This window comes from Nocardioides humi (assembly GCF_006494775.1).
GTDB classification, from domain to species: Bacteria; Actinomycetota; Actinomycetes; order Propionibacteriales; family Nocardioidaceae; genus Nocardioides; species Nocardioides humi.
On record NZ_CP041146.1, the window covers coordinates 1,969,478 to 1,992,583 of the forward strand.

Below are 23,106 nucleotides of genomic sequence, written 5' to 3' on the forward strand. Positions count from 1 at the left end.
ACCACCTGGATCGAACAACTTCGTTTCATATTCGTTCAGATCGAACGATAGCACTGGATTCTCGAATCTGGATATGTCATCCTGCCGGTAATGGTCGACAGGCCAAATGACGTTCAGAGTCGCTCGCAGAGTCGAAGGGGAAGCCCATGTCCGTGTGGTCCGGGGTGGTGGTGTCGGATGTGGTGTCGGTGGATGGTGCGGGTCCGGTGGATGCGTTGTTGGAGTTGGAGCATGTGCGGCGGGGTGGGGTCGACATCGCGTTGGTGCGGTTGAACCGGCCGGAGTCGTTGAACCCGGTGGACAAGGACACGATCGCGGCGTTGGCGTGGTTGTTGGAGACGTTGACGAGTCAGGGGGCCGATTCGGGCGCTGATTCGGGTGTCGATTCGGGTGTCGATTCGGGTGTCGATTCGGGTGTCGATTCGGGTGTGGTGGTGCCGGATGCGGTGGTGTTGACCGGGAAGGGCCGGGCGTTCTCGGCGGGTGGTGATCTGAAGGGGTATCAGTCGCTGTATCGGGATCCGGAGCGTTTTCGCCGGTTCATGGACGACTTCGAGACGGCGTGCGGACTGTTGGAGACGGCGGCGCCGTTGTCGGTGGCGATGGTCAACGGTGCGTGTGTGGCGGGTGGTCTGGAGCTGGCGTTGGCGTGTGATCTGGTGACGATGGCTGATTCGGCGCGGATCGGTGATGGGCATCTGAATTTCGCGCAGTTGCCGGGTGCGGGGAGCAGTCAGCGGTTGGTCAAGGCGTTGGGGAGTGCGCGGGCGTCGCAGTGGTTGCTGACGGGTCGGTTGTATTCGGCTGGGGAGGCGCGGGAGGCGGGTCTGGTGGCGTTGTGTGCTTCGGAGGAGGAGTTGTTGGAGGCGACGTTGGAGTTGGTTGCGCAGACTGCGCGGCACACGCCGTTGGGTCGGGCGAAGATGAAGAAGTTGATCTCGATCGCGGAGAACACCCCCCTCGACGACGGCCTCAAGCTCGAGAAGGACCTCGTGTTCGAGTACGCCACGACGTCCCACGACGCCTACGAGGGCCTGGCCGCGTTCGCCGAGAAGAGGCCCGCCCGCTACCTCGGCCGATGACCACGCGTCCGGGAGGGATCCGCGACTTCGTCCTGCGGGTCGGGGACGACGCCCTCGAGGACGTCGCCGACCGGATCCGGCGCTTCCGGCGGCCCACCGGGTGCCACGGCGACAGCTGGGCGCACGGCACCAGCACGGACTACCTCGACGAGCTCGTCGAGCACTGGCGCACGACGTACGACTGGCGTGCCGCGGAGGAGCGGATCAACCAGCTGCCGCAGTTCGTCCTCGACTCCTCGGCGGGCCCGCTCCACTTCGTCCACCTGCGCAGCGGCCGTCCCGACGCGATCCCGCTCATCCTCAGCCACGGCTGGCCGTGGACCTTCCTCGACTACTCCCGGCTGCTGGAGACGCTCTCCGCGGCCGGTCCCGACGAGCAGGCCTTCGACCTGGTCGTCCCCTCCCTGCCCGGCTTCTGCCTGTCGGCGGCCGCGGCCGGCCCGAACTGGTGGGAGACCGCCGACCTGTGGGTCGAGCTGATGGACGCGCTCGGCTACGACAGGTTCGGTGCCGTCGGCGGCGACTGGGGAGCCTGGGTGACCGCCCAGCTCGGCCACCGCCACCCCCACCGCCTCCTCGGCATCCACCTCTTCGACGCGGCGCGGCTCGAGGTCTGGGGCACCGCCCGCCCGTGGGACCTCTTCGAGCCCGCCCGCGCCGCCCTCGACCCCGAGGAGCTCGCGACCTTCCTGGAGTTCGAGCGCAAGGCCGCCTCCCACGTCACGGTGCACGTGCTCGACCCGCTCACCCTGAGCCACGCGCTCACCGACTCCCCCGCCGGCCTCTGCTCCTGGCTCGTCGAGCGCCGGCACGCCTGGACCGACTGCGGCGGCGACCTCGAGACCGTCTACACCAAGGACGACCTCATCACGACGACGATGCTGTACTGGCTCACCGACTCCGTCGCGAGCAGCCTGTGCTTCTACCCGGCAGCGACGGAGCGGCCGTGGCGCCCGGAGCCCGGCACCGGCACCCGGGTGATCACCGCCCCCACCGCCCTGTCGACCTTCGCCCACCACGCGCGCCGGCCCGGCCCGTGGGTCGAGGAGTACTACGACCTGCGGTGGCGCGCGGCGCACGAGCGCGGGGGGCACTTCTCCCCGTGGGAGCGGCCGGCGCAGGTCGCCGCGGACCTGCGCGCCAGCTTCGCGATCTTCACCGGCCGCTAGTGTCCTGCCGCCGATCAACGACGGACGAGCACGACCGCGTCGGCGACGCACACCGGGTCGGTGCGGCCCTCCGTCTCGCCGTGCGCGCTCACCAGCAGCCGCAGCCCGTGGGCGGTCGTCTCCACGCCCACGATCCGCCCGCGGGCACGCACGCGGGCGCCCGCGGCGACGGGCGCCAGGAACCGGATCCGGTCCAGTCCGTAGTTCACCAGCACGACGTCGGGCTCGACGTCGAGGAGCTCGCCGAGCAGGGTGCCCACGAGCGAGAGCGTGAGATAGCCGTGGGCCACGGTCGTGCCGAACGGGCCGTCCGCAGCACGCTCCGCGTCGACGTGGATCCACTGGTGGTCCTCGCTGACCTCGGCGAAGCGGTCGATGCGGTCCTGGTCCACGAGCACCCAGCGGCTGGCGCCCAAGTCGTGGTCCTTCGCCTCGGCCAGCTGGTCGTACGACATCTTCGGCACGCGCTTCACTCTCTCTTCGCTGAACGCTCGGATGGTCACCGGCGTCACTCGCTTCCGGTTTATCGCATCCGAGGGTACCATTCTACGAATTATATTCGACATATTCGCGGTCGTTTCGATCGAACAGGAGAACAGATGGACACCGACCTCCTCGGGCTGCACGGCGCCACCGTCCTCGTCGCGGGCGTCGGCCCCGGCCTCGGTACGTCGATCGCACGTGCCTTCGCGCAGAGCGGTGCCCACGTCGTCGTCGCCGCCCGGCGGCAGGAGTCGATCCAGCACGCCCTCGACGCGATCGCCGGCGACGGCGGGCGCGCGAGCGGGCTCCGGGCCGACGTCACCGCAGCCGCCGACCGGTCCCGCATCGTCGGCGATCTCGCCGACCGCGGCCTGGACGTCCTGGTGTACAACGCATCCGCGACCGGCTCCTCCGCCGGCGTCGCCGACGCGTCGCTCGACGAATGGCGCGACCTGGCCGAGATCAACGTGTGGAGCCCGATCGCCCTGGTGCAGGAGACGCTGCCGCTCCTGCGCCGCTCGCAGCGGGCCGCGGTCGTGATGGTGAGCGCCATGACGACCCGCATGGTCTCGGCCCCCGGCCGGGGCGGCTACGCGATCACCAAGGCGGCGCTCAACCAGGCGGTCCGCACCCTGGCCTTCGAGCTCGGGCCCGAGCGGATCCGCGTCAACGCCGTCCTGCCCGGCTGGATGGACACGCCGCTGGTCCAGGAGTGGCGCGCCGACCCCGCCCGCAGCGCGCACGTCGACAGGGCGCTCGCCGACATCCCGCTGGGCGCGATCCCGCACCCCGACGAGGTCGCCGGCGCCGCGGTGTTCCTCGCCTCCCGGCTCTCGGCGAGCGTGACGGGCGAGCTGCTCGACACCAACGGCGGGCAGTACATGCGCGGTTAGAACCCGCGGGCTCGGCGTGAGCGATGTCCACGCCGAGCCTCAGCTCCCGCGATGCGCACCCCCGAGGAAGGACCTGATGTCGCGGACCACGACATCCGGCTCCTCCGCGGCGGCGAAGTGACCGCCCGTGGGCGAGGAGGTGACCTGGCGGAGGTCGAAGTACTCCTCCATCCAGGCCATCGACGCCCCGGGCGGGAGATCCTTCTCGAACACGGTGACGGCGGTCGGGACGCCGACGACCGGCGTCCGGTCGTGCGAGGGCTGCCAGCCGATCTTGGCGTTCTCGTGGTAGAGGCGCGCGGTGCTCACGAAGGAGTCGCTGGCCCAGTAGATGGTGAAGCTGGTCAGCAGGTCGTCGCGGCTGAACGCCGACTCCACGTCGCCGCCGCAGTCGCTCCAGGAGCGTCGCCGCTCCAGCAGCCACGCGGCCAGGCCGGCCGGGGAGTCATGCAGGGCGTGCGCCAGGGTCTGCGGGTCCAGGACGTGGGCGACGACGTGGCCCACCTTGCGGCGCTCGTACTCCACGAACGTGGCCCGGTCCCCCACCCCCGACGGGATGGCGTTGGCGAACAGGTCGGCCCACGGGCGGTCGGTGTTGAAGGCATGCAGGGGCAGCGGCCGTGGCGCGAAGTGGAGACCGAGGAGGTGCTCGGGGTACTTGTGCCCGAGCTGCGCGGTCACCATCACGCCGTAGTCGCCACCGTGGGCGGCGAACCTCGGGTAGCCCAGCACGTCGACCATCAGGGTCTTCCAGACGTCGGCCACGTCCCAGATCGTCATGCCCGTGCGCCGCAGCGGCGTGGAGAAGCCGAAGCCGGGCAGCGACGGGACGATGACGTCGAAGCTGTCCTCGGCCGAGCCGCCGTACGCGACCGGGTCGGTCAGCGGGCCGATCACGTCGTGGAAGTCCCAGAAGGTCCAGGGCCAGCCGTGGGTCAGGATGATCGGCGTCGGGTCCGGCCCCTTCCCCCGCTCGTGGACGAAGTGGATCGGGATGCCGTCGATCACCGTCCGGTAGTGGCTCAGCTCGTTGATCCGGCGCTCCTGGGCACGCCAGTCGAACTCGGTGCGCCAGGAGTGCACCAGCTCGGCGAGATACGCGCCGTTGACGCCGTAGCTCCAGTCCTCGTTGTCGAGGTCGGGCGCCAGCCGGGTGCGGGCGAGTCGCTCATGCAGGTCGTCGAGCGTTCCCTGGTCGACCTGCACCACGAACGGCTCGGCGGGCTCCCAGGCCGGGCCCGGCGTACCGGTCACCGGACGACCATCGAGCCGGCGTCGACCGCCAGGGTCGAGCCCGTCATCAGGATCGCGGCATCGCTGGCGGCGAAGGCCACGACCCGCGCGATGTCGTCGGGCAGGGCGGTCCGGCCCAGCGGCAGGTGGGCGAAGGCGGCGGGATTGCCCAGCTCCACGGTCTTGCCCGACTTCGCCGCCTCCTCCCGGCTGCGCTCGCGCAGGGCGATCAGGCCGGGGGTCTCGACGACCACCGGCGCGATGTCGAGCACCCGGATGCCGGCCGGGCCCAGCTCCACCGCGAGGCCCTTGGTGATCGCGTTGACCGCCTGCTTCGAGGTCGTGTAGGTGAGCGTGCCCGGGTTGGGATAGCGATAGGTGGCGGTCGAGGCCATGTTGATGATGACGCCGGGCCGGCTGGCGGCGACCATGAGCGGACCGACCACGCGACTGACGTTGAGCACCCCGCGGACGTTGACCGCCATGGTGCGATCGAAGTCCTCGTCGGCGATCTGGTCGTACGGACTCGGCACGCCGAGCAGACCGGCGTTGTTGACGAGGATGTCGATCTCGCCGAGCCGGGACCGGACCGCCGCGACGGCCTGCCGTGTCGACTCGGGCGAGGTGACGTCCATCGCCACCGCGACAGCGGTCGCGCCGCCGGCGGCGAGCTTCTCGGCCGTCTCGGTGGCGAGGCTCTCGTCGATGTCGGCGATCGCGACCGCCGCACCGGCCTCCGCGAGCCGTGTTGCCACGGCAGCGCCGATGCCGCGCCCTCCTCCGGTGACCAGCGCGACCCTCCCGGCCAGCGAGTAGAGGTCGGCGAGCGACCGGTTCGACACGTCAGGGGCAACAGTCATGGGACTCTCCTCTCGGTGGCGCCGGCACCCGGCCGGAGCCGTCAGGGCATCTCAGATGCGTTCGAAGCCGAGCAGGGTGGACCCGGCGACGTCGTAGGGATAGGCCCGTACCCGCGTGTTCTCGTCGAGCGGGCCGGACTCGATGCGGCCGAACAGCCGGACGCCCTCGGGCTGGAGCTCCACGGCCACGACGGTGTACGGCGTGTGCCCCTTGAAGGTGTCGTCGAGCGGATGGTGCGCCACGATCCACGAGTACACGCGCCCCTCCCCGGTCGAGAGGGTGGCGTCGATGTCCGTGCTGCCGCAGTGGGCGCACGCGGGGATCGGGGGGAAGAAGTGCCGGTCGCAGGAGCGGCAGTGCGGGATCCGCAGCTCACCGGCGGCGAGCGACGCCCACCACCAGGCGGTGTCCGGATCGATGTCCGGCGCCACGGTGACGTCCTGCAGGGGGTTGGTCATCACGAGTCCTTCCTGAGCACGATCGCGGATCCGTCGACGAGCACGCCCGAGGTGGCCACAGCCGTCTCGGCGCCCTCCACCTGGCGGATGCCGGCGCGGCCCTGGATCTGGTGGACGGCCTCGGTCACGGTGTTCATGCCGTGCACATAGCCCTCGTTGAGCAGGCCGCCGTGGGTGTTCGTGGGCAGGACGCCGTCCAGCCGGGTGTTGCCCTCCCGGACGAAGGCGCCCGCGCCGCCCCGCTCCACGAAGCCGAGTCCCTCCAGGCCGTAGAGGACGGCCGGGCTGAAGCAGTCGTAGATCTCGGCCACGTCGATGTCGGCCGGTCCCAGGCCCGCCGAGGCCCACAGCCGGTCGGCCAGCAGGTGCTGGCAGTTGCGGCTCAGGTCGGGCCAGTAGTGGACGTCGGCGATGTCGAGCCCCGAGCCGCGCCCGGTGACCCAGGCTCCGCCCTCGAGCACCGCGGGCGGCACCTTCAGGTCCCGGGCACGCTCGAGGGACGTCACGACGACGGCCACCGCGGCGTCGACCTCGACGGTGCAGTCGACCGGCCGGAACGGCTCGACGACGTACCCGCGCGAGAAGTACTCCTCCTCGGTGAGCAGGCTCCTGCGCACCGCCCGCTCGTTGAGCGCGGAGTACTCCCGCTGCGCCATCACCACGGCCGCCAGGTCCGCCTCCGTGGCCCCCGTCTCGATCATGAACCGTCGCGACCACATCGCGATGTAGTACGGGTAGGACGAGAACCCGATCGGGTAGCGGAACTGGCCGCTCGGCGACTCGAAGTGGGTGGAGCCGACCTTCTTGCCGGTGCGGCCGTTGAGCGCCCGGTAGACGACGACGGTCTCGGCCAGTCCGGATGCGACGGCCATGGCGGCGTTCATGACCGCGAAGCCCGGCTGCGACCCGCCGTTGTTGAGGTCGAGCACGTAGCTCAGGTCGCCGCAGCCGAGGCCGGTCCCGACCGCCTGGCTGGAGACCGAGTCGTTGAACAGGCTGTAGGTGATGACGCCGTCGACGTCGGCCGGCGTGAGACCGCAGTCGGCCAGCGCCGCTCGCGAGGCCTCGAGGGCCAGGTCGAGAACGGATCTGCCGCCGGAGGCGGTCAGGTCGGTGTAGCCGACGCCGGAGAGCGCCGTCGTGCCGGCGAAGCCGGGACGGTTGCCAGGGGCGCTGGTCATGGTGAGCACCTCGTCGATCGGGGGGAAGGGGTCAGAAGGAGTCGATGCCGTCACGCAGCAGCGTGAGGCCGTCGTCCAGGAGCGCGCGGGCGGTGTGCTGGAGCGACTCGTAGATCGGGTCGTGCTTCTTGCCGCGCCGATGGAGCCGCAGGTTGTAGCCCACGATGGCGGCGTACTTGTAGCAGGACGCCGCCACGTGCCACGCCAGCTCCCGGGCGCCGATGCCGTAGGTGCGGCCGAGCTCGCCGAGCGGGATCTCGATGCTGCCCGTGGGGTTCGGATCCGGTGCGTAGCGTCGCCGCAGGGAGGCGACCGCGAGGCAGGCCAGGTCGGTCGCGGGGTGGCCCACGCCGGCGATCTCCCAGTCCAGGACGGCGACGACGCCGTCGTCGCCGAACATCAGGTTGCCGTAGTGGAAGTCTCCGTGCACCAGGACCGGCGCTGCCGCACCGGCGTCGCCCGCGCCGGCCGCCAGCCGGTCGGCGAGCGCTTCGCCTGGTCGGTGCAGGTCCTCCTCCGCGCGGACGAGCAGCGGCTCCCACCGCCGGACCTCCGCGAGCGGGTCGCCGTCGGCGTCGGCGAGGGACAGGCTGGTCCGGTCGAGCGGAACCGACTGGATCACCTTCAGCGCCGCGACCGCGGCGGCGGCCGTCGCGGCGTCGCCGGCACCGGCCCGGAAGTCGGACCAGGAGCGGCCCTCGACCAGCTCCATGACCGCGAACGCGCGGCCGGCCAGGCGGGGCTCGCTGCTGCACGCGAGGACGCGCGGCGCCGGGGCGCCGGCCGCCTGGAGCGCGGCCATGATCCGGCCCTGGCGCCCGACGTCGGCGGGGCCGCGCGGCGGGACGCCGGCGGGAGAGAGCCGCAGCACCAGTCGGCTCAAGGCCGCCGGTGAGGCCAGCACGAAGGAGTACGTCTCCCCCGAGTGTCCGTCGCCGAACGGCGCCAGGTCCGAGACGGACGCATCCGCCAGGCCGAGCGTCTCCCGGAGCACCGCTTCCAGGTCGGTGACGATGTCGCCATCGGTCACCTCGGTCGTCATCGTCATGTCGTCATCGCCTCCACACCAGCGGCTCACCGTCGGAAAGTCCCTGTCGCCCGGCCACCTGCGCCGCGAAGGCGGCGACCACGTCGAGGTGCGCCGCCGGCGAGTCCAGTCCCTGGCCGATGGTGCGGAAGGCGACCCGGTCGACGCCGAGCCCGGCGAGCCGGTCCAGGGCCGACGGCCAGGCCGACGGATCCGGGCCGCTGTCGACGAAGACCTCGATGCCGAAGCTCGCGCGGTCGCGCTCCTTGTCCGCCAGCAGCTGCTCGACCTCGTCGACCGCGGCGCGGACGTCGTCGCCGCGAGCCGGGACGATCAGCCCGTCCCCGAGGCGGACCGCCCGCGCGTAGGCGGCACGGGAGCTGCCACCGAACCAGAGCGCGGGTGCGCTCGCGGGGCGGGGAGCGATCGAGGCCCGGTCGATCCGGTGGCGCGCGGTGACCAGGGTGACCGAGGGCTCGCTCCAGAGCCGGCCGAGCACCTGCACCTGCTCCTCGAGCATCGCCCCCCGCCCGGCGAAGGGCATGCCGAGCGACTCGTACTCGACGTGGTTCCAGCCGACGCCGACGCCGAGCACGAGTCGGCCACCGGAGAGGCTCTGCACCTCGGCCGCCTGCTTGGCGACGAGCGCCGTCTGCCGCTGGGGCAGCACGAGTACGCCGGTCATCAGCTCGATCCGGGTCGTGATCGCGGCGAGGTAGCCCATGAGCACGAACGGCTCGTGGAAGGGCGTGTGCTCGTCGTAGGGACCGGTGAGGCGGGGGCTGCGGTCGGCGTGCTCGGCGCCGAGCACGTGGTCGTAGACGACGGCGCGGCCGAACCCCACACGGTCGGCCAGCTCGGCGAACGCGGCGACCTCGTGGGGCGTCCCGGGCAGCTCCGTCTGGGGGAGCACCACGTCGATCCGCATCAGGCGCCTCGACTGCCGGCCGCGTCGGCCAGGCGGTCGACCAGGACGTTCTTCTGGACCTTGCCCGTGGTCGTGGTCGGCAGGGAGTCCACGACCTCCAGCCGCTCGGGCAGCTTGAAGGCCGCGAGGCCGAAGCCGCGCAGCGCCGTCGTCAGCTCCGCGAGCGTGAGCGCCGCGCCCGGCTGGAGCACGACGCAGGCGCAGGCGATCTCGCCGAGCCGGTCGTCCGGCACCGGTACGACGGCGCACGCGGCGACCTCCGGGAGCTTGACGATCAGCTCCTCGATCTCGCGGGGCGCGATGTTGAGGCCGCCGCGGATGATGATCTCCTTGGTCCGGCCGACGATGGTCAGGTAGCCGTCGGCGTCGAGGACGCCGAGATCGCCGGACTCGACCCAGCCGTCCGCGTCGAAGGTGCTGGCGGTGCGCTCGGGGTCGTTGAAGAAGCCCACGCTCGCGCTGGGACTGCGCACGTAGATCACGCCGGGCTCCCCGACGACCGCGCGGCCGTCGCGGCGTACCTCGAGCTCGACGGCGTCGAACGGGAGACCGTCGGTCTCGATCCGCTTGGTCTCGGGGCTCTCCGGGCGGTTCCACGAGCCGATCAGGACCTCGGTGGAGCCGTAGAGGCGCAGCACCGTCATCCCGAGCTCGCTCGCGCGCCTGACCAGGTGCGGCGGCACGGCCGCGCCCCCGGAGGAGAAGCGCCGCATCGACGACAGGTCGGCGCCGACGCGATCCGCCTCGTCCAGGACGTCGGCCAGGAAGGTCGTGGCGGCCACGGTGTAGGTGCACCGCTCGTCCTGGATCGTGCGCACGGCCTCGGCGGCGTCCCACTTGTCCTGCAGGCAGAGGGTCAGGCCGTGGTGGAGGGCCATCCGCAGGCCGTAGTTGAACCCCGTCGAGTGCCCGATGGGCGAGGGCATCCAGACGATGTCCTCCGCCGTCAGGCCCAGCGCCTCGCCCGCAGCACGGACGCCGAACTCGGTCGTGCTCTCCGTGTGCATGATGGCCTTCGGGGTCGACTCCGTGCCCGAGGTGAACATCAGCTCGGAGACGGCCTCCGGATCCAGGCCGGAGGGGTACGGCGCCGCGGCGTGCCCCTCGAGCAGCCCGTCGAGCGCCGCCGGCTGCTCGACCGGGTCCGGCACGACGAGGTGGGTGCGGAGCGCGGGCAGCTCGTCGACGAGCTCGGCGGCCAGTGCCGCGTGGTCGAACCTGCGGTAGACGGCGGGCGTCACCAGGAGCTTCGACCCCGCGGCCGAGAGCATGTGGCGCATCTCCTTGCCGCGGTAGATCGGCAGCATGGTGTTGAGGACCGCGCCCCGGGCGAGCACCGCCAGGTCGACGACGACCGTCTCGTACCAGTTGGGCAGCTGGACCGCCACGACGTCGCCCGGCTCGACGCCGGCCTCGGTCAGCACCCGGACCATGCGGCAGACGTCGGCGTAGAGCTCCGCGTAGGTCCGCCGCCGGGTGCCGGCGAGGTCGACCACGGCGGTCTTCTCCGGCCGTGCGGCGGCGTGCTGGGCCAGGCGGTCGGCCAGGGTGTCGGAGTTCCAGTGCCCCCGCGACCGGTACAGCTCGCGCCTCTCGGCCGGCGTCACCACATCGCGCAGGAGCCGGACCGCCGACTGGGAGCTGGTTGCCATCCCGCCACACCTCCCTCCGATGCTGGAGCCGATCCAGATCGGAGTCTAGTAGAAGATTCTCGAATGGAATACGATGTGATCGTACGGCAATCGAAACACGCTGCGCAACACCCGCTCGCTGCCCCCGGCCCCGAGAAGGACGCCCATGACATCCTCCGACACCGCACCGCACGCCCACCCCGCACCCGCGCACGACCTCACCGGCCGAAGCGTCGTGGTCACCGGCGGCAACGGCGGGATCGGGCTCGGCCTGGCCCACGGCGTGGCCCGCGCCGGCGCGCGCGTGGCGATCTGGGGCCGCAACGCGGCCAAGAACGAGACCGCCCTCGCCGAGCTCCGGGAGGCCGGCCTCGACGCCACCGCCCTGGTGGTCGACATCCAGGACGAGGAGCAGGTGTGCTCCGCCTTCGCCGACACCGTGTCCGCGCTCGGCCGGGTGGACGCCTTCTTCGCCAACGCCGGCGTGCCCGGCGACGCGGTCTCCTTCGTGGACATGACCGTCGAGCAGTGGCGCAGCGTCGTCTCGATCAACCTCGACGGCACCTTCCTGTGCCTGCGCGAGGCCGCGCGCCACATGGTCGCCAACGGCGGCGGCGCGCTGGTCCCGGTGTCCTCGATCATGAACTTCTACGGCGGCGCGCGCAAGGAGCACTACGCCGCGAGCAAGGCGGGCATCGAGGCGCTGTCGCGGGCGCTCGCCGTCGAGCTCGCCCCCCAGGGGTCCGGGTGAACACGCTCGTCCCGGGCTGGACCGAGACCGACCTGGTCGCGCCCGGGGCGGGGTTCATCGACGCCAAGAACTACGACAAGGTCCGCGAGTACACCCGCCGCCGCACACCCGTCCAGCGCTGGGGCACCCGCGAGGACATGGCCGCTGTCGCCGCGTTCCTGGCGGATCCGTCGCTGACGTTCCACACTGGCGACACGCTGGTCGTGGACGGCGCGTACACGAGGTTCTGATCGCCGTGACGATTCATGAAATCGATTCGTATTTAGGGCTTCACGAGGTCTCGTATTTGGAATACGATGCAAATCGGCCCTCATTCGCGGCCCGATCTCAAGGAGCGCCCTCATGAAGTCACATCTGCTCACCTTCGGCGACCACCTGCCGGACCCCGTGACGGGTACGTCGACCACGGTCGCCGAACGTCACGCCGCCATCATCGAGTCGGCCGTCGCGGCCGAGGCGGCCGGGTTCGACGGGTTCAACGTCGGCGAGCACCACGCCGGCCCGTTCGTCAGCGTGAGCCCGCCCGTCCTCCTCGCCGCGGTCGCCGCACGGACGTCGACGCTGCGGCTGGGGACCGGGGTGACCCTGCTCGCCAACAGCGACCCGCTCCGCGTCGCCGAGGACTTCGCCGTCCTCGACCTGGTCTCCGGCGGGCGCGCGGAGATGTGCGTCGGCCGGGGCAACCTGTTCGCCAAGACCTACGAGATCTTCGGCCAGTCCCTGGACGACTCCCGCCAGCTCTTCGAGGAGAACGTCGAGCTGCTCCTCCGGCTCTGGACCGAGGAGTCGGTGACCTGGAGCGGGCTCTCCCGTCCTCCCCTGCGCGACGTGACGCTCCAGCCGAGGCCGATCCAGGTCCCCCACCCGCCGCTCGCGATCGGCGGGGCGGGTCCGCAGAGACCGCGCACCTGGCCGCCCGGCTGGGCCTGCCGCTCGTCCTGCCCAGCGGCTTCAGCGCGCCGGACAGGTTCGTGCCGGTCGTCGAGACCTACAAGGAGGCGTTCCGCAGCGTCGAGGGCAGCCAGCCCCGGATCGGCGCGTGCTGGCACGTCAACGTGGCGCCGACCAGTCAGCAGGCCCGCGAGCGCTGGAGGCCGCGGTTCACCGCCTACCACGACTGGTTCGGCTCGCTGGTGCAGAGCCAGACCCCGGGCTTCACCTCCGCGCCGCTCGACTTCGAGTGGACGATCACCCACGGGTCCGCCGTCGCGGGCTCCCCCGCCGAGGTCACCGAGCGGCTGCTCTACCTGTCCGAGACGCTCGACATCGACACCAACCTCATCTACGTCGACTCGGGCGGCGCGCCGCTCCCCGAGGTCCTCGACATGATCGACCTCCTCGGCCACGAGGTCCTGCCCAAGCTGGCCTGACGGCCCTCCGCCCCGCAGTACCGACCCTCAGACCGCCTGGAGGAACCTTCATGAAGATCGACATCGACTTCGAGCGCTGCTGCGGAGCCGGTCAGTGCGTCCTCGCCGCTCCGGAGGTCTTCGACCAGTCCGACGAGACCGGCCTGGTCATCCTGCTGGACATCGAGCCGGCCGACCATCTGCACGACGGCGTGCGCGAGGCGGCTCTCGCCTGCCCGGCGCAGTGCATCACCGTCCACGAGTGACCCACGGCCGGCGGCCGTCAGCGACCTGACCCACCTCCGCACCACCGATCAGAATCGAGGCGACTCCCATGCCGACCACCGCTGTTCGCTTCCCCTTCACCCGCACCCGGCCGTTCGACCTCGAGCCGGAGATCTCCGAGCTGAGGGAGAGCGCGTCGATCTCGCAGGCCGAGCTCTTCGACGGCAAGCTGGCGTGGCTGATCACCCGGTTCGACGACGTGATGGCCGTCTGCACGAACCCGGCCTTCAGCTCGGACACCACCAAGGACGGCTATCCGGAGGTCTTCGAGGGGCGCACCAGCAAGGCCGACAAGGAGAAGTCCCTCATCAGCATGGATCCGCCGGACCACGACGAGCTGCGGCGGATGCTGACGCGCTGGTTCACGGTGAAGCGGGCCGAGGCCATGCGCCCACGGATCCAGGCCCTGGTGGACGAGCTGATCGACGGCATGCTGGCCGAGGAGGGCCGGATCGACCTCGTGCAGGACTTCGCCCTGCCGATCCCCACCGCGGTGATCTGCTGGCTCCTGGGCGTTCCCGAGAAGGACCACCTGTTCTTCCAGGAGCGCTCGGGCACCCGGCTCGCCGTGGCGGCCTCGTCGGCCGACGTCTCCTCCGCGACCACCGAGCTGATGGCGTACCTCGACGACCTCGTCGGGGTGAAGATCGAGCAGCCCGAGGACGACATCATCAGCGACCTCGTGCACCAGTACATGCTCCCGGGCACGCTGGACCGCGCCACCCTCGTGGACCTGGCCCGGCAGCTGCTCATCGCCGGGCACGAGAGCACGGCGAGCATGATCACCCTCGCCACGATGCTGCTCCTGGAGCATCCCGACCAGCTCGCCGACCTGCGCGCCAACCCCGAGCTCTACCCGAGCGCCGTCGAGGAGGTGCTGCGCTATCTCACCATCGCCCAGCTCCTGGTCGGCCGCGTGGCCACCGAGGACGTGACCATCGGGCAGCAGGTCATCCGGGCGGGCGAGGGCGTGCGAGCGCTCCTCAACGCCGCGAACCGCGACCCCCGCGTCTTCACGGACCCCGACCAGCTCGACGTACGGCGTCCGAACGTGCGCCGCCACATGGCCTTCGGGTACGGCATCCACCAGTGCCTCGGCCAGGCCTACGCCCGCGTCGAGATGCAGGTGGCGCTGGAGACGCTCTTCCGCCGGCTCCCGGGCCTCGCCCTGGGCGTGCCGCTCGAGGAGGTCAGCTTCAAGTACGAGAGCGCCGTGCACGGCGTCCATGCCCTGCCGGTCACCGTCTGAGGAGCGGGCTCGATGCTGCGCCACGAGGATCTGTTCCATGTCGGGATCGTGGTCGAGGACCTCCAGGCCGGCATGGCGGCGTACGGCGACCCGCTGGGCCTCGACTGGCGGGAGTGCTTCTACCCGACGCCGGACGTCCTCACCCCCGAGGGCTTCCACACGATGGAGGTCGGCGCGGTCTACAGCCGCAGCGGGCCGGTCCACTACGAGCTGCTCCAGCAGCACCCCGGCGGTCTCTGGGCGGATCTCGGCCTGCACCACCTGGGCTACTTCACCGACGACCTGCCCGGCGAGATCGAGCGACTGTGCGCCGCGGGGGCGACCCGTGAGGGCGTGATGCACCGCGACGGCTCGCCGGTGGGCGCCTATCTCCTCCTCGACCGCACCCGGATCGAGCTCATCCCCCGCAGCGCCGCCGACCGTCTCATCGGGCCTGCCGTCTGATGCCGAGCCGCGAAGGGGCCACCGTGCCGGCGCTGGGCTACGAGACGATCCAGTTCGCACCGAAGTTCACCCCGCAGCCGCCGTCGCTCGAGCGTCAGATCGACGCCGCCGCCGGAGCGGGGTTCTCCTGGATCGCCTTCGACCGGCACTCGCTCGAGGCAGCCGAGGCGACCCCCGCCGGCCTGGACGGGGTCGCCCGCGCCTGCGCGCGGGCCGCTCTGCCCTGCCGGGAGATCCAGTCCCTGCGGATCCTGGCGGACCCGGACGCGACGCTGGCCGGCGTCGAGGCGCTGCGCCGGCGGGTGGCGGCGCTGCGGCCCGACGTCGTACCGCTCATCCTCTTCGTCCCGCCGACCGAGGCGATCCTCGACCTGGTCCGGGAGAGCATCGCCCGCCTCCGCGCGGAGCACCCCACCGTCGCCTTCGCCCTCGAGTTCAGTCCGCTGTTCCCCGTCACCGACGTGCCGTCGGCGCTGCGGGTGACCGCAGACCTGGGCGTCGAGCGCGTCGGCCTCGCCGTCGACACCTGGCACGTCTTCAACGGCACCACCGCCTGGAGCGACCTCGCCGCGCTGCGCGCCGAGCAGGTGCCGCTGATCCAGTTCAACGACCACGGTCCGCTCGGCGACACTCCGATCACCCTCGCCAAGGACCATCGGCTGCTGCCCGGAGCCGGCGTGTTCCCCTCCCCCGCTTCGTCGGCACGATGCGGGCCAACGGCATCGACGCGCTCGTGGGCGTCGAGATCGTCTCGGCGCGGATGCGCGCGTGGAGCCCCGAGCAGTTCGCCCGCTGCGCGTTCGAGGCCGCCGCGCCGTACTGGGCCCGTTGACCGACCCCTGCCCGGCCGGCCGGGCACCCTGAACCCGAGAACCAAGACAGTGGACCCCGAGGAGACCTCCATGAGCCAGATGAACGCCTACCGCATCGTCGACTGGGGGAAGGGCGCCTACGAGTCCGTCCCCGTCCCGAGCCCCGGGCCGGCGAGGTCCTGGTCGAGGTCGAGGGCGCCGGCCTGTGCGCCAGCGACCTGCACTTCCTGCACCTCCCGAGGGCGGCTGGGGCTCGGCGCCCCCGTGGACGCTGGGCCACGAGAACGCCGGCCTGGTGGCCGCCCTCGGCGACCACACCAGTCGCTTCGCGGTCGGCGACGCCGTCATCGCGACCGGCATCCGCAGCTGCGGGAGCTGCCGCTACTGCGTGCGCGGGCACGACAACCTGTGCGGCATGGCCACCGGCGGCCGCGGCGCCGGCATCGACGGCGGGTTCGCCCAGTACGTCATCGTGCCCGAGCGGGAGCTGGTGCGCCTGACGACCCTCGCGCCGCGCGAGGCCGCGCCGCTGGCCGACGCCGGGCACACGTCGTACGGCGCCGTCGCCCATGTGCTGGACCGGCTGACCCCGGACGCCACCGCCCTGGTGATCGGGGCCGGAGGGGTCGGCTCGTACGCCGTGCAGTACCTCAAGCTGCTGACGGCCGCCCAGGTCGTCGTCGCCGAGGTGTCCGCGCCTCGTCGCGCCTACGTCACCGAGCTCGGCGCCGATGCCGCCATCGAGTCGGGACCGAGCACCGTGGAGGCGGTGCGCGACCTGACCGGTGGCCGCGGCGCCGACGCGGTCATCGACTTCGTCGGGAACGCGGCGTCCATCCAGACCGCGCTGGAGAGCGCCGCGCCGCTGGCACGGATCGCACTGGTCGGCGTGGGGGACGCCGACGTCCGGCTGTCCTGGGCGAAGGCGCCGGCGATCGGAGCCGAGGTCTCGTGGCGGATGGGCGCGACCATCGGACAGCTCGAGGAGGTCGTGTCGATCGCCGAGCGCGGACTGCTCCGCATCGACAACGAGTACTTCGCCTTCGACCAGATCGAGCATGCGATGGAGCTGCTCGGCGCCGGCGAGCTGACCGGCCGGGCGGTCATCGAGCCCGGGAGGACGACGACTGCATAGGCAGGACGCGGCCGCCGACAACGACATCTCAGCGGAGTTCGGCGTCAACGACCGGTAGGACCCCTCGACGGATCAAGAAGAAGGAGCATACGGACGTCGACAGTGACCGAGCAGCCCCTGCCGCCCGCGTGATCGAGGCCGGACGTGACGCGAGCGGAATTCCATCGCGACCCTTCGCGCGCCATCGACTGGATGCATTCCCACGCGCCGACATACTGGTATGACCCCAGGCCCGACTATCACACGCCCTTCTGGATCCTCGCGAAGTCGGCAGATATTCGCGCGGTCGCGGCCGACGCTGCGACGTGGTGCAGCAGCGAGGGGACGGTGGAACCGTTCGCGACGGTCGATTGGGACCCCCTTCTCGAGATGCTCGACTTCTTCGATGCCGAGCTCGACCGACGGATGAGCGACCCACGGGACGACTACATCTCCGCCGTTGCGCACGGGACGTTCGAGGGGCGCGGCCTCGATCGGAACGAGATGCTCATGATGTGCTGGGGCTTCCTCGTCGGGGGCGCCGAGACCACGAACAGCTTCCTGGGCGGTGGCGTTCGGGCACTCATGGACAATCCGGACCAGAAGACCCTGCTCCTCGATCCTGCCAACGTGCAGACCGCGGTCAGCGAGCTGCTGCGTTGGACGACACCGACTCGAGCGCTCATGCGCACCGCGACGAGGGTGATCGGAACCTGAGCCGCTCCCTGGACGAAGACGCTCTCAGGACCCGCCCTCCAGGTCCACGGCCCCCGGGCCGGCGGGCAGCGCCGCGACATGGGGATGGTCCTCGAGGACCCCCTCCCGGCGCCGGGCCCCGCCCGGCGAGCCGATCTCCGCGAAGACCTCCCGGCCCACCCTGACGAAGGCCTCCCACTCCTCGGGCAGCTCGCCGTCGAAGTAGATCGCCTCCTGCGGGCAGACGGGCTCACAGGCACCGCAGTCGACGCACTCGTCGGGATGGATGTAGAGGGATCGGCTCCCCTCGTAGATGCAGTCGACGGGACACTCCTCGACACACGAGCGGTCCTTGACGTCCACGCATCCGACGGTGATCACGTAGGACATGGCGCGCCTCTCCTCGGTGGGCGACCGGTCATCGGCCGAGGTAGCGGGCGGGCCTCTTCTCGGCGAACGCGGCCAGGCCCTCGTAGGCGTCGTGGGACGTCGTGGCGTAGTCGAAGAAGAGCTCGGCCTCCTGGGCGAGGCCGTCGTCGAGGGGGGTGTTCTCCGCGATCGAGATCAACTTCTTCATCTTCGCCCGACCCAACGGCGTGTGCCGCGCAGTCTGCGCAACCAACTCCAACGTCGCCTCCAACAACTCCTCCTCCGAAGCACACAACGCCACCAGACCCGCCTCCCGCGCCTCCCCAGCCGAATACAACCGACCCGTCAGCAACCACTGCGACGCCCGCGCACTCCCCAACGCCTTGACCAACCGCTGACTGCTCCCCGCACCCGGCAACTGCGCGAAATTCAGATGCCCATCACCGATCCGCGCCGAATCAGCCATCGTCACCAGATCACACGCCAACGCCAGCTCCAGACCACCCGCCACACACGCACCGTTGACCATCGCCACCGACAACGGCGCCGCCGTCTCCAACAGTCCGCACGCCGTCTCGAAGTCGTCCATGAACCGGCGAAAACGCTCCGGATCCCGATACAGCGACTGATACCCCTTCAGATCACCACCCGCCGAGAACGCCCGGCCCTTCCCGGTCAACACCACCGCATCCGGCACCACCACACCCGAATCGACACCCGAATCGACACCCGAATCGACACCCGAATCGACACCCGAATCAGCGCCCGAATCGGCCCCCTGACTCGTCAACGTCTCCAACAACCACGCCAACGCCGCGATCGTGTCCTTGTCCACCGGGTTCAACGACTCCGGCCGGTTCAACCGCACCAACGCGATGTCGACCCCACCCCGCCGCACATGCTCCAACTCCAACAACGCATCCACCGGACCCGCACCATCCACCGACACCACATCCGACACCACCACCCCGGACCACACGGAGGAGTGCGCGCCCGTGTCGCTCATCGGTGGCTCACACCAGCTCGAGGATCGTGGCGTTGGCCTGGCCGCCGCCCTCGCACATGGTCTGGAGGCCGTAGCGGATCCCGTGGGCGCGCATGTGATGGACCATCGTGGTCATCAGCCGCGCTCCCGAGCCGCCCAGCGGGTGGCCCAGGGCGATCGCGCCGCCCACCGGGTTGAGCGTGGCGGGGTCGGCCCCCGTCTCGGCGAGCCAGGCGAGGACGACGGACGCGAAGGCCTCGTTGACCTCGAACGTGCCGATGTCGGAGATCGAGAGTCCGGCCCTGCGCAGCACCTTCTCCGTGGCCGGGATGGGACCGGTCAGCATGATGTTCGGGTCGCTCCCGGCGAGCGCCACCGAGTGGATCCGCGCGAGCGGGGTCAGCCCGAGCCGTGCGGCGGTCTCGGAGCTGGTCATCAGTACGGCGGCCGCGCCGTCGCTGATCTGCGAGGCGTTGCCGGCGTGGACGACGCCGTCCTCACGGAACGGCGTGGGCAGGGTCGCGAGCCTCTCCAGGGTGCCGCCACGGCGGATCCCCTCGTCCACGCTCACCTTCTCGCCGTCCGGGGTCGTGACCTCGACCAGCTGCTCCTGGTAGGCGCCGGCGTCGACGGCCGCCGCGGCGCGCGCGTGCGACTGCAGCGCGTACTCGTCGAGCTGGGCGCGGCTCAGGCCCCACCGCTCGGCGATGGTCTCCGCTCCCAGCCCCTGGCTCGGGAACTCGGCCGAGTAGCGCGCGGCGTACCGCAGGCCGAGGGGGGACTGCTCCCCCGCCGCCGAGCCCATGGGCACCCGGCTCATCGACTCGACACCGCCGGCGACGACCAGGTCGTAGTGCCCGGCGACGACGCCCGCGGCGGCGAAGTGGACGGCCTGCTGGGAGGATCCGCACTGCCGGTCGACCGTGGTGCCCGGGACCGACTCCGGCCAGCCGGCCGAGAGGACGGCCGTCCGCGCGATGTCGAAGGTCTGCTCGCCGGCCTGGCTGACGCACCCCCAGACGACGTCGTCGACCAGGCCCGGGTCGACGGCCGTGCGCTCGGCGAGCGCCTCGAGCACGGTCGCCGACAGATCGGCGGGATGCACGCCCGCCAGGCTTCCGCCCCGCTTGCCGATCGGCGTACGCACTGCCTCGACGATGACCGCGTCTCTCATCTTCACATCCGTTCCCCGGTGACGCATGATCCCCGTAGAGAAAGCTGCATCACGATTTCATGTTCTGATCGATGCTACACGGAAGAGCATTCGTTATACTAGAAGTCGATTCGGACAAATGGGAAAGGGGCAGGCCCCATGCAGGCGATCGTCGTGGAGTCACTCGGGTCGGCCGAGGTGCTCCGGCCAGGAGAGGTCCCCCCTCCCGAGCCCGGCGCCGGAGAGCTGCTCGTGCGGGTCGCGGCCGCCGGCGTGAACTTCATGGACGTGCGCCAGCGCCGGGGCATCGGTCCGCCACGTCCGGTCCCGTTCGTGCCCGGATGGGAGGGCAGCGGCACGGTGGTCGAGGTCGGCGACGACGTCACCGGGCTCGCCGTCGGCGACCGCGTCGCCTGGAACATGACCGGATCGAGCTACGCCGAGCAGGTGCTGGTCGCCGCCGGCGGCGCCGTGCCCGTCCCCGACGGCATCGGCGACCTGACCGCCGCGGCCGTCATGATCCAGGGCCTGACCAGCCATCACCTGGCCGCGGTCGCCGCGCGGGTCCTGGACCGGCCCGGCCGGGTCCTCGTGCACGCGGCGGCCGGCGGCGTCGGCTCCCTGCTGACCCAGATGCTCCGCCGGCAGGGGCACCACGTCGTCGGGACCGTGTCCGCGCCGGCCAAGGCCGCGGCCGCCGCGCGCGGCGCCGACGAGGTCGTCGTGGCCGGGGCCGGGGAGCTCGAGGAGGCGCTCGCCCAGCGGTACGGCGAGGCCGGCTTCGACGCGGTGTACGACGGCGTCGGCGCGGCGACCTTCCCGGCCAGCCTCCGCCAGGTGCGGTCCGAGGGGCTCCTCGCCTACTTCGGCCAGGCGAGCGGCCCGGTGCCGCCGGTCGACCTGTTCGACCTGCCGAGGAGCATCCTGCTGACCAAGCCCGTGGTGCTCGACCACGTGCCCGCGCCCGAGCGCCTGCGCGCGGTCAGCTCCGAGCTGTTCTCCTGGATCGCCGACGGCAGCCTGATCGCCCCGGAGACCAGCGTCTATCCCCTCGCCGAGGCCGCGGCGGCACATGTCGCGCTGGAGTCGCGCGCCAGCACCGGCAAGCTGCTCCTCGTGCCCTGACGACGGGGGCCGGTCCGGTCAGTCCCGGCCGGCCGAGGGAGCCGTGGCGTAGACGTACGGCTCCGCCTCGGCCAGAGCCCTCGCCACGACGTCCTGGTCGACCGCATCGGCCAGCGCGGCCGCACCTGCCTCGCGCAGCATGGGGGCGATCCGCCGGCCGAGCCGGTCGAGGACCCAGTCGCGGATGTCGCCGTTGGCCACCGAGTCGAACGGCAGCTGGTGCCACATCCCGTTCATCGTGACGCACTCGGCGTAGCCGGAGATGCGCAGGTACTCCATCGAGATCTCCACGCCGGCATCGCGCAGCTCGTGCAGGTGGTGGTAGTGGTAGTGCGGCTCCCGCTCGAAGCAGTCGAACCTGAGGTAGTCCCGACCGGTGCTGGTCTCGTTGACGTACACCGAGACGCCACGGTCGTAGTAGCCCTCCTCGCGGATCTTCTTCAGGATCTCCGCGACGCCGGGCTGTCCCTCGTACTTCAGCATCGCCTGCTCGGTGAACTCGCGGTGGATGACCTTGATCGTCACCGCCCCGCGGGGAACTCGTAGGGCTGCTCGTTCTCGACAACGACCACCGACTCGATCGTCTCGTCCATCGCTCCACTCCTCCTCTGCGGTGCCGGGCTCAACCGGCCCGCGACGGGCCCAGGGCGTCCCGGACCAGGCCAGATGCCTGCCGGGCCGCCGCCACCAGGCTCTCCTGGTAGGTCATGATCTGCTCGTAGGTCAGCGCCGTGGCGAAGTCGAAGAGCTTCAGCGCCAGCTCCACCTCGCCCCCGGGCCGAAGACGGGGGCGCCGATCGAGCGCACCAGGTGCTCCTCGGCCGGAGCCAGGTCCTGCGGCTCGTACAGGTCGCCGACCTCCTGCAGCAGGCTGCTCAGCCGCCGCTGCGCGTCGCTGCCGTAGCCGCCCTGGGACAGCTCCGCCAGGGTCTGGTCCACCTCGCGATGGACCTCGGCGACGAGGCCGAGCGACCAGCCGCGCTCCCGGACGCGCTCGAGCGACTCCAGGAGGTGCGCACGAGAGACGTCGCGCTCGCGCGTGGCCTTGCCGATCCAGCGCTCGATCGCGTCGGGCCCCGACCAGGCGACGTACAGGCTGCCGTACGGCGGGACCCACGGCAGCCGGGCGCCCACGCGACTCGGCGCCAGGACAGAGCCGGGCGGTGACGCGTTCGCGATCGACACCAGGTCGTCGTTGACCACGCACTGGGCGACGCACTCGACCCCCAGCTCCTCGGCCAGCCGCTCCATGAGCGGCCGGACGATATTGGCGATCCGCACGTGCTTGAGCAGGTCGTCGTCCGCCGGCGCCATGAGCGACAGGGGCGAGAAGCGACCGTAGCCGCCCTGGAAGAACAGCAGCGGCATCGCCGGGTCGCCGACGTCCATGGACGTCACCCTCCCGACGACGATGTCGTGGTCGCCGCCGTCGTAGACGGTGTGCAGCGCGCACTCGACCCAGGCGACGGCGGCGTCCAGGATCGGCTCGCCCGACGCGGACGGCCGCCACCGCACGCCGCTCCACTTCTCCGCCTCGACCTTGCCGGCGAACCTGCGGCACAGCGCCTCGTGCTCGGCGCCGAGGACGTTGACGACGAACCGCCCGGGCATGCCCATCCGACCGTAGGTCGAGGAGCCCTTGTCGGGGAGGAAGGCGACCAGCGGCGGGTCCAGCGAGACCGAGGTGAACGACCCCACGACCATGCCGATCGGCTGGCCGTCGGCTCCCGTCGTCGTGACGACGGCGACACCGGTGGGGTAGTGCCCCATGACCCGGCGGAAACGCTCGGCGTCGACCGCGGCGAGCTCACCCGACTGCATGGATCTG

General features: G+C 71.2%; 28 protein-coding genes and 1 pseudogene. 14 read left to right on the top strand and 15 right to left on the bottom strand.

Annotated features, from left to right (window positions below; translation table 11 throughout):
- Positions 1-146: 146 nt before the first annotated feature.
- Both FIV44_RS09760 and FIV44_RS09765 read left to right on the top strand, forming a co-directional pair.
- Positions 147-1,082 carry an enoyl-CoA hydratase/isomerase family protein gene (locus tag FIV44_RS09760; protein WP_141004272.1) on the top strand — a complete coding sequence of 312 codons (936 nt, stop codon included), beginning with the start codon at positions 147-149 and terminating at the stop codon, positions 1,080-1,082.
- Positions 1,079-2,251, top strand: a complete 1,173-nt coding sequence (locus tag FIV44_RS09765) for an epoxide hydrolase family protein (RefSeq protein ID WP_141004273.1) — start codon at positions 1,079-1,081, stop codon at positions 2,249-2,251. Before FIV44_RS09760 ends, FIV44_RS09765 begins: the two co-directional genes overlap by 4 nt.
- A 14-nt stretch (positions 2,252-2,265) precedes the next feature.
- Here FIV44_RS09765 and FIV44_RS09770 read toward each other — a convergent pair whose 3' ends face one another.
- The gene (locus tag FIV44_RS09770) at positions 2,266-2,706 is read right to left on the bottom strand and encodes a MaoC family dehydratase (RefSeq protein ID WP_141007813.1); all 441 of its coding nucleotides are present in this window, start codon (positions 2,704-2,706) and stop codon (positions 2,266-2,268) included.
- Positions 2,707-2,850: 144 nt separating this feature from the next.
- Between FIV44_RS09770 and FIV44_RS09775 the strand changes: the two genes are divergently transcribed.
- Positions 2,851-3,627, top strand: coding sequence for an SDR family NAD(P)-dependent oxidoreductase (locus FIV44_RS09775; RefSeq protein WP_141004274.1), 777 nt, complete (start codon positions 2,851-2,853; stop codon positions 3,625-3,627).
- Between the two features lie 39 nt (positions 3,628-3,666).
- Here the strand turns inward: FIV44_RS09775 and FIV44_RS09780 are convergent, their stop codons facing one another.
- Genes FIV44_RS09780 through FIV44_RS09810 form a run of 7 tightly spaced genes read right to left on the bottom strand, consistent with a single transcriptional unit; the run spans position 3,667 to position 10,967 of the window.
- A complete protein-coding gene (locus FIV44_RS09780) occupies positions 3,667-4,881 on the bottom strand; it encodes an epoxide hydrolase family protein (protein WP_181411078.1) in 1,215 nt (404 codons plus the stop codon).
- A complete protein-coding gene (locus FIV44_RS09785; RefSeq protein ID WP_141004275.1) occupies positions 4,878-5,720 on the bottom strand; it encodes an SDR family NAD(P)-dependent oxidoreductase in 843 nt (280 codons plus the stop codon). The genes FIV44_RS09780 and FIV44_RS09785 overlap by 4 nt, the downstream gene beginning before the upstream one ends.
- 51 nt (positions 5,721-5,771) lie before the next feature.
- The gene (locus FIV44_RS09790) at positions 5,772-6,179 is read right to left on the bottom strand and encodes a Zn-ribbon domain-containing OB-fold protein (RefSeq protein WP_141004276.1); all 408 of its coding nucleotides are present in this window, start codon (positions 6,177-6,179) and stop codon (positions 5,772-5,774) included.
- Positions 6,179-7,360 (bottom strand): thiolase C-terminal domain-containing protein, encoded by a 1,182-nt coding sequence (locus FIV44_RS09795; protein ID WP_141004277.1) that lies wholly within the window; start codon positions 7,358-7,360, stop codon positions 6,179-6,181. The genes FIV44_RS09790 and FIV44_RS09795 overlap by 1 nt, the downstream gene beginning before the upstream one ends.
- Before the next feature lie 31 nt (positions 7,361-7,391).
- Complete coding sequence (locus FIV44_RS09800; RefSeq protein ID WP_141004278.1) at positions 7,392-8,408, bottom strand: phosphotransferase family protein; 1,017 nt, start codon at positions 8,406-8,408, stop codon at positions 7,392-7,394.
- Between the two features lie 4 nt (positions 8,409-8,412).
- Positions 8,413-9,315 carry an LLM class F420-dependent oxidoreductase gene (locus tag FIV44_RS09805; protein WP_141004279.1) on the bottom strand — a complete coding sequence of 301 codons (903 nt, stop codon included), beginning with the start codon at positions 9,313-9,315 and terminating at the stop codon, positions 8,413-8,415.
- Entirely contained in the window at positions 9,315-10,967 is a 1,653-nt protein-coding gene (locus tag FIV44_RS09810) for an AMP-binding protein (protein WP_141004280.1), read from the bottom strand. Before FIV44_RS09810 ends, FIV44_RS09805 begins: the two co-directional genes overlap by 1 nt.
- Before the next feature lie 145 nt (positions 10,968-11,112).
- Here FIV44_RS09810 and FIV44_RS09815 point away from each other — a divergent pair, with 145 nt between their 5' ends.
- The 7 genes and pseudogenes from FIV44_RS09815 to FIV44_RS09835 all read left to right on the top strand — a co-directional run bounded on the left by FIV44_RS09815 (position 11,113) and on the right by FIV44_RS09835 (position 15,024).
- Entirely contained in the window at positions 11,113-11,697 is a 585-nt protein-coding gene (locus FIV44_RS09815; RefSeq protein ID WP_219996374.1) for an SDR family NAD(P)-dependent oxidoreductase, read from the top strand.
- Positions 11,694-11,927 (top strand): SDR family oxidoreductase, encoded by a 234-nt coding sequence (locus FIV44_RS33115; protein ID WP_219996375.1) that lies wholly within the window; start codon positions 11,694-11,696, stop codon positions 11,925-11,927. Before FIV44_RS09815 ends, FIV44_RS33115 begins: the two co-directional genes overlap by 4 nt.
- Before the next feature lie 112 nt (positions 11,928-12,039).
- A pseudogene (locus FIV44_RS33980) lies at positions 12,040-12,534 on the top strand (LLM class flavin-dependent oxidoreductase); the annotation flags it as partial.
- Positions 12,535-12,668: 134 nt separating this feature from the next.
- A complete protein-coding gene (locus tag FIV44_RS32040) occupies positions 12,669-13,067 on the top strand; it encodes a hypothetical protein (protein WP_246086902.1) in 399 nt (132 codons plus the stop codon).
- Positions 13,068-13,117: 50 nt separating this feature from the next.
- On the top strand, positions 13,118-13,312 hold the full coding sequence (locus FIV44_RS09825) for a ferredoxin (RefSeq protein WP_141004281.1): 195 nt from the start codon (positions 13,118-13,120) through the stop codon (positions 13,310-13,312).
- 68 nt (positions 13,313-13,380) lie between these two features.
- The gene (locus tag FIV44_RS09830; protein ID WP_141004282.1) at positions 13,381-14,580 is read left to right on the top strand and encodes a cytochrome P450; all 1,200 of its coding nucleotides are present in this window, start codon (positions 13,381-13,383) and stop codon (positions 14,578-14,580) included.
- Between the two features lie 12 nt (positions 14,581-14,592).
- Complete coding sequence (locus tag FIV44_RS09835; protein ID WP_141004283.1) at positions 14,593-15,024, top strand: VOC family protein; 432 nt, start codon at positions 14,593-14,595, stop codon at positions 15,022-15,024.
- Positions 15,025-15,118: 94 nt separating this feature from the next.
- On the opposite strand, the gene FIV44_RS09840 is transcribed toward FIV44_RS09835, so the two are convergent.
- A complete protein-coding gene (locus FIV44_RS09840; RefSeq protein WP_141004284.1) occupies positions 15,119-15,412 on the bottom strand; it encodes a hypothetical protein in 294 nt (97 codons plus the stop codon).
- A gap of 318 nt (positions 15,413-15,730) precedes the next feature.
- Between FIV44_RS09840 and FIV44_RS33120 the strand changes: the two genes are divergently transcribed.
- The 3 genes from FIV44_RS33120 (at position 15,731) to FIV44_RS09850 (ending at position 17,667) form a co-directional block, all read left to right on the top strand.
- The gene (locus FIV44_RS33120) at positions 15,731-15,856 is read left to right on the top strand and encodes a hypothetical protein (RefSeq protein WP_281285819.1); all 126 of its coding nucleotides are present in this window, start codon (positions 15,731-15,733) and stop codon (positions 15,854-15,856) included.
- 185 nt (positions 15,857-16,041) lie between these two features.
- Positions 16,042-16,971: a zinc-binding dehydrogenase gene (locus tag FIV44_RS09845; RefSeq protein ID WP_141004285.1), complete on the top strand. Its 930-nt coding sequence runs from the start codon at positions 16,042-16,044 to the stop codon at positions 16,969-16,971.
- Positions 16,972-17,115: 144 nt separating this feature from the next.
- A complete protein-coding gene (locus FIV44_RS09850; RefSeq protein WP_141004286.1) occupies positions 17,116-17,667 on the top strand; it encodes a cytochrome P450 family protein in 552 nt (183 codons plus the stop codon).
- 24 nt (positions 17,668-17,691) lie between these two features.
- On the opposite strand, the gene fdxA is transcribed toward FIV44_RS09850, so the two are convergent.
- The 3 genes from fdxA to FIV44_RS09865 are packed head-to-tail and all read right to left on the bottom strand — an operon-like array spanning position 17,692 to position 20,174.
- On the bottom strand, positions 17,692-18,036 hold the full coding sequence (gene fdxA, locus FIV44_RS09855) for a ferredoxin (RefSeq protein WP_141004287.1): 345 nt from the start codon (positions 18,034-18,036) through the stop codon (positions 17,692-17,694).
- 28 nt (positions 18,037-18,064) lie between these two features.
- The gene (locus FIV44_RS09860; RefSeq protein WP_141004288.1) at positions 18,065-19,021 is read right to left on the bottom strand and encodes an enoyl-CoA hydratase/isomerase family protein; all 957 of its coding nucleotides are present in this window, start codon (positions 19,019-19,021) and stop codon (positions 18,065-18,067) included.
- A gap of 7 nt (positions 19,022-19,028) precedes the next feature.
- The gene (locus tag FIV44_RS09865) at positions 19,029-20,174 is read right to left on the bottom strand and encodes a thiolase family protein (RefSeq protein WP_141004289.1); all 1,146 of its coding nucleotides are present in this window, start codon (positions 20,172-20,174) and stop codon (positions 19,029-19,031) included.
- Positions 20,175-20,312: 138 nt separating this feature from the next.
- Here FIV44_RS09865 and FIV44_RS09870 point away from each other — a divergent pair, with 138 nt between their 5' ends.
- Positions 20,313-21,278 (top strand): alcohol dehydrogenase catalytic domain-containing protein, encoded by a 966-nt coding sequence (locus FIV44_RS09870; protein WP_141004290.1) that lies wholly within the window; start codon positions 20,313-20,315, stop codon positions 21,276-21,278.
- An 18-nt stretch (positions 21,279-21,296) separates the two neighbouring features.
- Here FIV44_RS09870 and FIV44_RS09875 read toward each other — a convergent pair whose 3' ends face one another.
- The 3 genes from FIV44_RS09875 to FIV44_RS09880 form a co-directional block, all read right to left on the bottom strand.
- The gene (locus tag FIV44_RS09875; RefSeq protein ID WP_141004291.1) at positions 21,297-21,803 is read right to left on the bottom strand and encodes a DUF7700 domain-containing protein; all 507 of its coding nucleotides are present in this window, start codon (positions 21,801-21,803) and stop codon (positions 21,297-21,299) included.
- Between the two features lie 97 nt (positions 21,804-21,900).
- Complete coding sequence (locus FIV44_RS30365; protein WP_181411079.1) at positions 21,901-22,044, bottom strand: hypothetical protein; 144 nt, start codon at positions 22,042-22,044, stop codon at positions 21,901-21,903.
- Complete coding sequence (locus tag FIV44_RS09880; RefSeq protein WP_141004292.1) at positions 22,029-23,099, bottom strand: flavin reductase; 1,071 nt, start codon at positions 23,097-23,099, stop codon at positions 22,029-22,031. Before FIV44_RS09880 ends, FIV44_RS30365 begins: the two co-directional genes overlap by 16 nt.
- Positions 23,100-23,106 lie beyond the last annotated feature (7 nt).